This window comes from Seohaeicola sp. (genome assembly GCF_048006315.1).
Classification (GTDB): Bacteria; Pseudomonadota; Alphaproteobacteria; order Rhodobacterales; family Rhodobacteraceae; genus Seohaeicola.
Genome location: NZ_CP180350.1, coordinates 2607097 through 2619115, shown reverse-complemented (window position 1 = coordinate 2619115; position 12019 = coordinate 2607097). Strand labels below are relative to the sequence as shown.

Below are 12019 nucleotides of genomic sequence, written 5' to 3'. Positions count from 1 at the left end.
TGGTGGTGTCCGTTGGCTCTGTTGCATAAATCCCGTTGGGGATTCATCTCGTGGATCCAGCATGATAGCTGGGTTGCATGAGCAGACCGACACCAGCGACCTACAAGACCAGGAACTGGCCAGCGTGGCCGTCAGCAGACCTACAGTGATACTGCCATCCAGACGTGTCTGACGATGAAGGTTCTGTTCGGCATGCCGCTGCGGCAGACGACCGGGTTCGTCGAAAGCCTGTTGCAGCTAGTCGGCCTCGACTGGACGGTGCCAGATTTTAGCACCCTGTCTCGCCGTCAGAAGACGCTGGCTGTCAACATCCCCTACCGGGGGTCGAAAGGCCCGCTGCACTTGCTGATCCCCTCTCGGGCATTGCTGCGCAATACCCTGACGGGCAGCGGACAGCACGGGCATCAAGGTCGAGGGCGAAGGCGCGTGGCACGCCCGCAAGCATGGTGGCCCCAAACGGCGGGTCTAGCGAAAAATCCACCTCGGCATTGACGAGGAAACCTTGGAGATACGTGCCGTTGAGATCACGGGGAGCCACATCGGCGATGCGCCGGTGCTACCCGATCTGCTCAGCCAGATCCCGGAGAACCAGGAGATTGGCAGCGTCACGGCAGACGGCGCCTACGACACGCGCAAGTGCCATGATGCAATCGCGGATCGCGGCGCCTATGCCGTCATCCCACCCCGCAAAAATGAGAAGCCATGGAAGACCGTCACCGCAGGTGCCGCCGCGCGAAACGAGGCCCTGCGGGCCTCCAAATACCTCGGCCGGGCCCTTTGGCGACGATGGAGCGGATACCACCGCCGGAGCCGCGTCGAAACGAAGATGCATTGTGTCAAACTGCTGGGCCAGCGGCTCATGGCGCGGGACTTCGACCGTCAAGTTGCCGAACTCCAGGTCCGTATTGCTGTGCTGAACGGCTACACCGCGCTCCGCATCCCTGTCACAGAGGCCGTGGAATAGGTCCGTCCGGGGAAAGGGGAACACCGACCATCAGCCGATTTGTGCAGCAGAGCCTGTCGTAACATCCCCGGTTGGCGAGTTTGTGACAATCCTTCAGAATGGGATCACCAACGGAAATGTTGTCAGGGCCTTGAATGGTGGATGAATATATTACGGTGCCGTTGATTGGCGTGCATTTGTCCCCTGTCTTCTGTCTATTCTTTGCTGATAGCAACGGCACCATTCACGCGCCGCTTTCAATCATCGTGCCTTCATCGGACAGCAGGCACGTGGCCATGTCAGCCGACGGTTGCGGCAGGATAAGGTTAGACCATGATTTCTTGGCCGCAGTCTATCACGACAAGAGTTTGGGCTATTCCTTCATTGCACCAATTTCGTTGAAGCAGGATTTGGACTTGACTGGTAAAGAGATTGTTCTGGCTGCGTACATTCAACGGTTAGAACATTCTGAAAACCTTGTTCTGGCGCTGGACGATGCCAGGCATCTGACTGTTTCATTCGAGGATGATGAAATGTTTTTTCAATTGCAGTCAGGGAAAGTCTGAAAAACCTGCCGGTTTCAGTGTGATGTGGTAGGCTGCGGGCATCGATCGAAGGAGACCGTGTTCATGCCCAAACAGCCCGCCATTCCCGGCCTTTGCGACGCGATGAAGAAGAAGATCACACGGCGCGAGCAGTTTCTGGCAGAGATGGATGCGGTGGTTCCGTGGGGGCGGCTGCTTGCGCTGATCGCGCCACATTACCCGAAGGTTGGGCCGAAGGGCGGGCGGCCTCCGATGCCGCTGGAGACGATGCTGCGCATTTACTTCCTACAGAATTGGTACGCCCTGAGCGACCCGATGGCCGAAGAGACGCTGTATGACAGTGAAGCGATGCGCCGCTTCGCTGGGATCGAACTGGGCTATGACCGCATCCCCGACGAGACCACCATCCTCAACTGCCGGCATCTTCTTGAGCGTCACGGGCTGACCGAGGTGATCTTCGCCGAAGTGAACGCGCATCTGGCAGACAAGGGGATCACGCTGCGCTCTGGCACGCTGGTGGATGCCACGATTATCGATGCGCCGTCTTCGACCAAGAACCAGGCCAGGGCGCGGGACCCCGAGATGTCTTCGACAAAGAAGGGCAATGACTGGTATTTTGGCATGAAGGCCCATGTCGGTGTCGACGTGGACAGCGGCACTGTCCACAGCCTAGAGGCCACGACCGCAAAGGTGCATGACAGCCGGGTCTGGGATGAACTGCTCCATGGCGAAGAGAAGTCGGTCTGGGCCGACAAGGGCTATGTCAGCGCCGAGCGCGAGGCTGCGTTCAGCAAGGATGGCAAGGTCTGGGGTGTGATGCGCAAGGCGCCCAAGGGCGGCAAGCTCGACCCCATCGACGAGGAGATCAACCGGATCATCGCCATGGTGCGCGCCAAGGTCGAACATCCCTTCCGGGTCATCAAGCGGCAGTTCGGTCACATGAAAACGCGGTATCGCGGTTTGGCAAAGAACCGGGCCCATCTGTTCACACTGTTCGCGCTCGGCAACCTGTTCCTCGTCCGACGACGGCTACTGGCATGAGGACGAGTCTGTCGGAAATCGGCATCAACGCCGCTCAGGCGGCTCAAACAGCGCCAAAATCACTGGAAACGGTGCTTGTCTGGCCCCATAGTGCCCTCAAGCGGCAATATCGGCGCAGCCGAGGCCGTTGATCAGACTTTCCTCAGATTAAGGAAGGCGGATGGCGTGACCCGACACAACCTGATTTTTTCCCATGCACGCCAAAGGGCGTAAATCGATTGCCGGCTCCAGTCGCGGCTGAATGAAAGTTCAGTGGCAGGTCATACGAAATACACTTCCAGATGGAACTGTCCGAGTTCAAACTCCAAGGAACGATCCCAGACCAGCTACGCCGGATGAAATCCCATGAAGTTCCGCGACCCACTGCCCGATTGGACAGAGCCTGAATCGATCAGATCATGGGGCGAGAAGGTCTCCCCACAACCGGCACTGCCCTGGCTGGGCTATATAAATTACTACGTACACCCCGATGTGGTTACCGCAGTCGGGCGTTTATTGGTGCCTGCTTTCGTGGAACATGAGGGGGGTGTTTTCCTTCGGGATCGGTTCTCGCTGGCCGGGTATTCACGCTGGCAGGCAGAACTTGGCGAACTCGTGGCCGTCGAAAAGATGATCAATCATCAGCACGTGTATGACTTGTTTGCATCGAATGAAGACATCGCGGAAGCCGCGTTCGAGGGCGTGGCAAACGTGATGGCACAGACCCTGCGCATGGCTTTGAACAGCAGCTTTCCCGAGCGGCGGTTCAATGTCTACACATCGAACACGGATCAGGATTATGGCCCTGTCGTGGGATTCCATTCCGCCGATCCACTCTCATCTTCCTTCTCTTTCTGATCTCTGCCGGCGACAATGCATCCGAGATATTGCCAAACGGGATTGGACCCACAGCAGTCTACGTTGTCCGAAGGAATTGACCGATGAGCGCCTCGCCCGTGAAGATATCCGTTCTTGCCCTGACGGCTGAGGCGGCGGGGGCCTTGCCGGGGTGGCGCTATATGCCGACCGGGGTGCGCTTCGTGGCGACGCCCTGCCCCGGGGTGACGGTGACCTTGCGGCCCCTTTGGACCTTCAAGGGCTGGTACGCGATCACGCAACCCAGCGTCGCGTTTGAAAGCGCGGCCGTGACCAAGGCTTTCGCTTCGGCCTTGGGGCGGCGTCCTGACAATCCCTTGATCCGGTTCCGGTATCAGGTTGTTTACCGCAATACGGGGCGTGTGACCTATCGACCAACCTTCTGGGAGGACCTGCCCGAAAGGCGCAACCCCGATGAACGGCTTGTGGACGATGTTCCCGCCTATATCGCGGAACTGGTCGAGGATTACACCCGTCACATGGCGCCACATTTCGATTTCACCGATGAGCGGGCCTTTCTGCGGTCACTGCCCGAGACCTATACCTATCATGGCGACCTCGTACAGGATGACCTGTGCTATCTTGTCGTGCGCTGCATGCTGGGCGATCCGGGTGCCATCGACCGGTTCGTGGCGGACACAGCGGTGCCGCAGGGGATGCGGGACCGCATTGCCGGTGATATCGCCCGCTTCAGGGAACATGTCGAAAGCCTCAGGCTGACCTGAGGGTGGAAGCGCGGTGGTCTGACATGATCGCTGATGCGACCGCGAATTGCTGAGAAACGCCAATTATCCGGGGTTCTGATATGGCGAAACGGGTAAAGATAGGCGATGTCGTCCAGATCCTGACATCGAGGGGCATCGCCTATGCCCAGATGACCCACACACATCAGGGCTATGGCCCGTTGCTTGCGGTGTTCGAGGGGATACATGACCAGCCGCCCGCGGATTTTGCGGACCTGGTGGCGGCCGATCCGCAATTCCGGGCGTTCTTCCCGCTACAACCTGCTGTCAATCAGGGTTTGCTGTCGATCGTTGCCAATGTGCCCGTCGCCGCAAGCAACAGCGTATTTCCACTGTTCAGGTCATGTGTCTACGACCGGGAGGGAAAGCGCGGCCCCTGGTGGATATGGGATGGTCAGACGGAAACGATGCTGACGCGCGCGCTGACGGATGAGGAGAAGAGATTTTCCTTGCGCGGGATAATATCTGCCCCGCTTCTGGTCGAACGGATTGAAAACAACTATCGCCCGCAGACCCATGATGTCTGAGGTTTTCCGTGAACGCCGCCTGAGGTGGCGCGCGGAAGTGTCGGACAGGTATCAGGCAGTTCAACGGCAGCGGTCTGTTCAAGCGTGATGACACCGGGCATGCATATGCGGCACCTGTCACCAGGTTTTCAGATCGATGCGCAACTGGGCGACAGGATCGCCGATGCGCAGCCTGTCGTTCTGGATCAGCGACACGCCGATGGTCCCCGACAGGGTGAAACGCTGGTGATAATAGGACAGGCCGATGCCCAGGCCTGCGGCCTTTTCGGTCACGTCGCGCGCATGATCATGGGTCATGCCAAGATCGAGGAAGACATGGGTTTGGGTCCGGGCGGCGATTTCAGCGGCATGCCCCTCGGGCAGGGCGTTCCAGATATCCTGAGACAGGTAAAGATCATTGCGGATGTAGAAACCCATGTCGCCGGTCGCGACGGGGTTTTCATAGCCGCGCACCGTTGAAAAGGAGCCAAGGCTCATCTGTTCGGCCCCGTAGAGGGTGTGCGGGCTCCATTGCAGGCGAAGATCGTTGACCATCGTACCCGCCCCGCCAAGCGCACCCTGACGTTGCCAGCCGGCCTCGACTTTTATGAACTGGGCGCGGGGAATGTCACGGCCGGGATCGGGCGGGTCCCGGTCGGCGCCGAAAGCGTCAAGGCCGGCCCGGATCGTGGCGTCATAAGCGTTGCGGGCCTGTGCTCCGAGATGCAGGTGCTTGATCCCCAGATCAAGCGTGACCAGACGCTGCGGCGTGAGGCGCAGATCGTTGATGAACCGGTCGGCATCGCGCAGGCGCAGGCCGCCGATCACTTCGGTATTGCTGTCCTGATCGCGGTGCAGCATGTAGCGCGCCCGCAACCCGGCGGTATTTGTCCTGCCGAAGAGTTCCGCAACGGATGTCAGGGGGGTCAGGTATTCGGAATAGCCAAGGTCGGTCTCGAAGGTCCATTAGCCATAGGGAACCGAACCGAAGAGGCTGAAGGCGTTGGTATTCTTGGACCCGGCATAGCCAAGCGACCATGCGTCATTGGCGCCCAGCAGGTCATCGAATTCAAGGTCCAGTGACAGCCTGTTGCGCCCTGTCGAACCTGAGCCCTGGTTGTCCAGCCTGATATGGGCGCGGTTGCGGTCTTCCTGCAAGCGCTGGACGATGACATAGGAGCCGCCCGGCGTTTCGCCTGGCTGCAGCTTGAGGATCGCATCGACCGAGTCGAGGCGGTTCATCTGGTCCAGCCCCTGTTCGAAATCGCGCAGGTCGAAGAGGTCACCCTTTCTGCCTGGAAAGGCGGTCGCCAATTGGCGCGCGCCCCGGCGGCTTTCGATCTGCCGTTCGGCGTCGATCAGCAGGATATCCTCGACCCGGCCTTCAAGGACCGTCAGCACCAGCCTGCCCGATGTCAGGTTCTGCGGCGGGATGTAGGTTTTCGTCGTGATGTGACCGCGTTCCGCATAAACCGCATCAAGGCTGCGCATCACGGCCTGGATGTCCGCGCCTTGCAGGCAGCGCCCGACGTAAGGCCCGATGATCCTCTCCACCTCTGGCGGGGTCAGCAGCGTCACGCCTTCGATGCTGAGGTCATCGACCTGAAAACAAGGCCCGCCTGCGGCCTGCGCCGGACCGGGCGCGGGGGCGCTGCCGCGTGGCTGCATGGTGCCCAGTTCGTTGGTGCGCGCCTCAAGCTGGCGGCGGCGTTCCTCTTCGAGGATCGGGTCGATGGCATCCTGTGCCTGCACCGGTGCGGCAAGGCCAAGACCGATGCACAGCAGCACGAATGCTGCGACGGATCCAAAGCCTGTGTGCCGCCGGTGTCGATCCTGCCGGATAATGCCCCGCATGGTTCAGCGCCCGAGCAGGGGCAGGTTCGCCAGCAGCCCGATTGTCTGGTCGCTGCCGGCCGCCCGGAAATCGGGTGCGCGCACGATCTCCTGGCCGCTTTCAAGGGCGATCTCCTGACCCGCCGTCAGTGACCCGCCCCAGTTCCGCAGGGGGCGTGGTGAACGGATATCGATCCCTCCGGTTTCGGCGACAAGGCCGCCGAACTGGTCGCGCAGGAACAGCAGCGCACCCTTGGAGGACCAGAAATTGTAGAAACCGGATGGCCGCATCACCAGCAGGGGAACCCGCGCCGCGTGAAGATCGACCTGTGCCGCGCTGATCCCCAGATGACCGATCGCGCGGACTGTTCCAGCCCTGTTGATCACATGATCCTGCGCGTCGATTCGGATGTCGCCCGCCGCGTTGAGCTGCCCGCCAAGGTATCGCACCGTCCCGGCGGCATCAAAGGAACAGACCAGCACACAGACCCGGCGCAGCTGCACCTTGCCATCACCCAGTCCGATCGTTTCGACATGCAGGGCGGTGATGTTCAGATCGCCGCCGTTTGCGTTGATCTCGCCGCCGCTGTTCAGCAGGCCGCCGTCTGCGCGGATCGTGATCGCGCCACTTGCGGTCAGGCTTGTGGGTTGGTCCGGGTGGGAAAGCTGGCCGAAATCATAGGAGACAAGCGTTTCGGTACGGCGCTTCATCCAGAAGGTCCACCACTGGCGTTCGCCTGCGCGGGTCTCGCGCCGGATGTCCGGCGCAGTCGCCAGCGCCGAGGCCTCGACCATGTTCCGCAGGTTCCCCGCCGTGGTCAGGGTGATATCGCCATTCGCAAGGATTCTGCCGCGATTGTTTTCCAGATCACCCATGGTGCGGACCCAGACATCGCCACCTGCCCCGAAGATCACGGCAAGGTCGTCGGTGCTTGTGTTGCGCAGATCGCCCTTGATGTTCAGCGTGACCGCACCGGCGCTGGCGGTCTGATGGCGGTCCGTCAGCCCCGGCGTCACGCTGCCGCCCTGCAGCAATCCCCCCGCATGCAGCAGGTCCCCGGCCGAGGTCTGGCCCAGCGTGGTCATGATCAGGCTGCCCGCTTGCGCCGCAAGGCTGCTGCGCGCCTTGCCGCCCGACAGGTCGATGTTGTCGGCGCTGATCAGCATGTGATTGAAAGCCTCGGCCTGAAGCCCTTGGCCGATCAGGGGGCCGGTCGTGTCGATCTGGATGCTGGCGTCCAGGGACGTCAGGCCGGTATCGACGAAAGACAGCCTGTCGCTGCCCCGGATGATCATGTTGCCGGGTGTCGAGATGCGGGTGTCGGTCGCGTCCAACCCCGCAGCAGAGCCGATCACGATGTCGCCGCCACTGGCGGTGATCATGCTGGACCCTGTGGTGATTCCGCCCGCCTGAAGGGCAAGGCCGTTCGCGGTCCGGATATCCGCGCCTGTCATGACGATCTGGCCATCCGCACGCAGGCTGAAGCCACGCGATCCGGCATGACCTGATCCGGCCATGCGGACACCCGCGCCGCGCTCGTTCACCTCGATCCCGATGCGGTTCGCGCGCAGCGCGCCCTGACGGGTGATCTCGATCAGCACCGTTCCGTCAGCAACGGCACCGGCGCCGCTGATCGTGGCCCAGTTCAGCCCGGTGTTGCCGGGCACAACAGTGCTGCTGAATTCTGTCGTGGATTGTCCTGCGGCCAGTCGCAGGCTTGCGCCTTCGTTCAGGCTTTCGTTGACGATGGGGCCGTCGATCCGCAACTGGTGCGCGATCAGGTCGACGGCATCCATCTGTCCGGAAAGGCCGCCGCCTTCGACGGTGATGGTCCCGCCCGTCACGGTCGCGACCACGTTCTGCTGGAAAATGCCGGGTGCGATCTGTGTGGGGCTGGTGCTGATCCGTCCGGTGGTCAGCGCCACGCGTCCGGTGTTCACGAAGCGGCCTTCGTCGATGACGATCCCGTTGGGATTGGCAACGATCACATGGGCGCGCTGGCCCACGACTTCAAGCGGCCCCTCGATCCGCGTGCCCCCTGTGCCGGTGATCTCGTTCACGATGGTGCGGGCCGCGGCACTGCGATTGTCCAGCTGCACCCCCGGTTTCGGGACGTTGAACTGGTCATAGCGGTTCAGGCTGATGCCGTCGGACACGACGGGGGCGATGCCCACGCTGACCGACCCATCGGCGTTGATGGTCACCTGCGTGCTGGTCGTGCCGTCCGCCGTGACCTGCGCCAGGGCGGGGGTGGCCAGCCCGACCAGCAAGGCACAAGCCGCAGCAGCACCGCGAGGCGACGGCCCCATGGGATCAGTTGCCCGATGCGCCGGAGATGAGCGCCTCGGTCGCGGCGATCCATTCGCGCGCGGCTGCCTGACCTTCTGTCACCTGTTCCGTGGTCAGGCCGGCCTCGATCCTGTCGCGCAGCGCCGGCGCCTCGGGATGGGCCCGCGCGGCTGCGATATTCGCGTAAGTATAGGCCTTGACCGGATCGACCCCATCCGCCGGTCCCTGACCGCTGTCATAGGCCAGTGCCAGTTCGTAAAGGCCCATGGGGTTGCCCTGTTCCGCGGTGCGCGAAAACAGCGCATAGGCGCGGGCGGGATCTGCCGCGACGCCGTCCCCGGTCTTGTAGCTGAGACCCAGGAAATTGGTGGCGGCGATATGGCCTTGTTCGGACGCCTTTTCCCAATAGGAAATGGCCAGCGCGGTATCCTGGGCCACGCCGCGCCCTTCATCATGGGCGGCACCGCAATTGAACTGGGCATTGGCCTCGCCTTTTTCGGCGGCCTTGCAGATCAGTTCCGCGCCCACTGTGAAATCACGGATGACACCCTGGCCATCCAGATACATCAGGCCAAGCCTGTTCATGGCAAGGGCGCTTTCACGCGCGGCAGCCGCCTTGTAGAGCTCCGCGGCCTGGGTGATGTCGGGCTGTGTGCCAAGGCCCAGTTCGAACATGCGGCCCAGGTAGAAGGCGCCGTCGGCCTCGCCGTTTTCGAAACTGGTCTGAAACTGTTGCGCGGCCGCTTCGGCATCGCCCTGTTCGAGCGCAGCGATTCCGGCGGCAATATCCGCACGGGCGGCACCAAGACCAAGCGTTGTGCAGAGCACGCCCAACGCCATGACGCGAAAGCTGATCATCATTAAATAACCCCAACCATAGGCAACTGATACAACAGTCAAATTACCCGGATGTGTTAACCTTGGCCCCGCAAATAAACAACCTTATTCTTGCAGGCCGCGATACGCGGCGATGCCCCGCGATGCAGTGTCGCCAAGGTCGGATGGCACCGCTGCCAGCCTGCCGGGGGATCATGGCATGATCGCTTGCAGACGCGCGCGCAGCAGATCGGGCTGATCCAGAGTCAGGCGCACAGGCAGGGTGATGACCTTCTGGCGAAAAGCTGCAGGCAGGCGCACGGCGTCCTTCTCGGTGGTGACAAGCTGCGCGCCGCGCAGTTTGGCCTCGTTCTCGAGCCGGGTCATCAGGGCGGTGGTCAGGGGCTGATGATCCTCCAGCGCCTCGGCGCGGACAAGGTTCGCCCCAAGCCCGCGCAGGGTGGCAAAGAACTTTTCCGGGTGACCGATACCTGCGAACGCCAGAAAGGGGGTGTCGGTCCAGGTCATGCCCGTCTGCAGGGGGTCAAGACTGCCGGTCAGGTGCGGGATCGCGATGGCATGGTGCCATTGCCCGGCAAAGGCGGTCTGCGTGGGCGCCGTGCCGATGGACAGCAGCATATCGGCGCGCGCAAGCCCGGTCTGCACGGGTTCGCGCAGCGGGCCCGCCGGCAGGCAGCGGCCATTGCCGAAACCCTTGGCGGCATCGACCACGACGATCGACAGGTCCTTGTGCAGCGCGGGGTCCTGGAACCCGTCATCCAGCAGGATCACATCCGCACCCGCCGCCATGGCTGCCCGTGCCCCCGCCACACGGTCGCGGGCGATCCAGGTATGGGCGAAGGCCGCCAGCAACAGCGGCTCGTCCCCGGTCTGGGCTGCGCTGTGCCGTCTTGGATCCACCTCGATGGGGCCGGTCAGGCTGCCGCCATATCCGCGCGAGACGACATGCGGTTCAAGGAACAATCCGCGCAAGAGTTGCACCAGGGCGATCACGGTGGGTGTTTTCCCGGTACCGCCCGCATTCAGGTTGCCCACGCAAATGACCGGCACGTTCAGCCTGACAGGCGTTCCCTGCGCCAGGCGGCGTGCGGTTCCCCGCGCGTAGATCGCGCCAAGGGGGGCCAGCAATCGTGCGGCCATGCCGGGCCTGTCTGGGGGCGTGAACCAGAAACCGGGCGCGCGCATCAGGACGCCGCCCTGAGGTCAAGGGTGTCCTGTATCAGTTCCATCACCCGGTCCGTCACCTCGGCCCCGGCGGTTGCCACCTCCCATGCCGTATGGGCCATGGCCGCCGCCTGATCGGGTGCTGTCAGCAAGGTGATGGCCGCAGCCAGCGTGTCCGCATCGCGCACCAGCCTTGCCGCCCCGGCACTGGACAGGCGCGTATAGGCGGCCATGTGGCGGCTGACGTTCGGACCGTAGAGGATCGCGGATCCAAGGCCGGCCGGTTCGAACGGGTCCTGCCCGCCATGTCCGGGTTCCAGCGAGCTTGCCATGAAGCTGATCGGCGCGAGGCGGTACCACAGCCCCATATCCCCACGGGTGTCGGCCACCAGGATCTGCGTGGTCTCTTCGGGGTATTCATCGCGGGACCATTGCGCGATGCGCCAGCCGTCGTTGCGCAGGCTTTGGGTGAAGGCGTCGCCTTTGGCGGGATCGTCGGGGACAAGGATCAACAGGCGACGGTGCGCGCTGCGCAGTGCCGCGCGATGGGCGGCCTGGATCATCTGCACCTCGCCGGGCTGCGCCATCGCGGCCAGCCAGACCGGGCGGCCATCCAGGACACGGGCCATGCGGTCGCGCGCCTTTTCATTGCAAGGCAAGGCCGCGCAGCCCTCCATCAGGGGGCCGGTGATGGTGATCGCCCCGGCGGGCACACCCATTTTCAGCAAACGGTTGGCCGAATTACCGGTGCTGGCCAGGATCCTGTCGAAATGGCGCAAGCTGCCCCTGGACAGATCCGGCAGCCAGCGCCAGCGGCCCGCATCAAAGCCGCCTTCATCCGCATCGATCAGGAACATGGGAACTTTGCGCCCGGCCGCGGCATCAAGCAGGGCATGCCGCAATTGTCCCCCTGTCCAGAGGCAGAGATCAGGCCGCCACCGGTCCAGAAAGACATCGACCAGTTCGGGGTTTTCCTCTGGCGGGCTGACGGGGATGACGAAATCCCTTGGCTGCTGCGGCAAGGCAAGGTCCGGCGCAAGCGTCAACAGAAGATGCAGGCCGGGGCGCTGCGCGCGCAGACGTGCCGTGATCTGGATCAGGGACGCGGCGCGCGTCTCGCTGGTGGCATGCGCCCAGATCAATTCGCCCTCGGGGCGGCCGACCTGCGGATCGGACAGGCTGGCAGCAGGCCGCGCCGGGCCGCTGCGCCGCCGTGACAGGCTCAGGTATGCGGAAAGGCTGACGGATCGCGCCATGACGCC

The 12019-nt window shown here is 62.8% G+C and carries 9 protein-coding genes and 2 pseudogenes; 6 read left to right on the top strand and 5 right to left on the bottom strand.

The annotated features are described in order from the left end of the window. Window positions 1–77: 77 nt before the first annotated feature. From ACMUJL_RS13175 to ACMUJL_RS13150, 6 genes and pseudogenes are all read left to right on the top strand, one after another. Window positions 78–964 (top strand): annotated as a pseudogene (locus ACMUJL_RS13175) (IS5 family transposase). Between the two features lie 134 nt (window positions 965–1098). Then, the gene (locus ACMUJL_RS13170; RefSeq protein WP_375573609.1) at window positions 1099–1509 is read left to right on the top strand and encodes a hypothetical protein; all 411 of its coding nucleotides are present in this window, start codon (window positions 1099–1101) and stop codon (window positions 1507–1509) included. Window positions 1510–1572: 63 nt separating this feature from the next. After that, window positions 1573–2529: an IS5 family transposase gene (locus ACMUJL_RS13165; RefSeq protein WP_375568772.1), complete on the top strand. Its 957-nt coding sequence runs from the start codon at window positions 1573–1575 to the stop codon at window positions 2527–2529. 345 nt (window positions 2530–2874) lie between these two features. Continuing rightward, the gene (locus ACMUJL_RS13160; RefSeq protein ID WP_375573607.1) at window positions 2875–3366 is read left to right on the top strand and encodes a hypothetical protein; all 492 of its coding nucleotides are present in this window, start codon (window positions 2875–2877) and stop codon (window positions 3364–3366) included. Window positions 3367–3449: 83 nt separating this feature from the next. After that, on the top strand, window positions 3450–4109 hold the full coding sequence (locus ACMUJL_RS13155; RefSeq protein ID WP_375573605.1) for a hypothetical protein: 660 nt from the start codon (window positions 3450–3452) through the stop codon (window positions 4107–4109). Window positions 4110–4288: 179 nt separating this feature from the next. After that, window positions 4289–4654: a hypothetical protein gene (locus ACMUJL_RS13150; RefSeq protein ID WP_375573603.1), complete on the top strand. Its 366-nt coding sequence runs from the start codon at window positions 4289–4291 to the stop codon at window positions 4652–4654. A gap of 117 nt (window positions 4655–4771) precedes the next feature. Here ACMUJL_RS13150 and ACMUJL_RS13145 read toward each other — a convergent pair. The 5 genes and pseudogenes from ACMUJL_RS13145 to ACMUJL_RS13125 form a co-directional block, all read right to left on the bottom strand. After that, a pseudogene (locus ACMUJL_RS13145) lies at window positions 4772–6301 on the bottom strand (ShlB/FhaC/HecB family hemolysin secretion/activation protein). A gap of 189 nt (window positions 6302–6490) precedes the next feature. Then, the gene (locus ACMUJL_RS13140) at window positions 6491–8776 is read right to left on the bottom strand and encodes a filamentous hemagglutinin N-terminal domain-containing protein (protein WP_375573601.1); all 2286 of its coding nucleotides are present in this window, start codon (window positions 8774–8776) and stop codon (window positions 6491–6493) included. A gap of 4 nt (window positions 8777–8780) precedes the next feature. Further along, window positions 8781–9617 carry a tetratricopeptide repeat protein gene (locus ACMUJL_RS13135; RefSeq protein ID WP_416914310.1) on the bottom strand — a complete coding sequence of 279 codons (837 nt, stop codon included), beginning with the start codon at window positions 9615–9617 and terminating at the stop codon, window positions 8781–8783. 168 nt (window positions 9618–9785) lie between these two features. Continuing rightward, entirely contained in the window at window positions 9786–10778 is a 993-nt protein-coding gene (gene lpxK / locus ACMUJL_RS13130) for a tetraacyldisaccharide 4'-kinase (protein WP_375573597.1), read from the bottom strand. Then, window positions 10778–12013 carry a 3-deoxy-D-manno-octulosonic acid transferase gene (locus ACMUJL_RS13125; protein WP_375573595.1) on the bottom strand — a complete coding sequence of 412 codons (1236 nt, stop codon included), beginning with the start codon at window positions 12011–12013 and terminating at the stop codon, window positions 10778–10780. The genes lpxK and ACMUJL_RS13125 overlap by 1 nt, the downstream gene beginning before the upstream one ends. Between the last annotated feature and the right edge of the window lie 6 nt (window positions 12014–12019).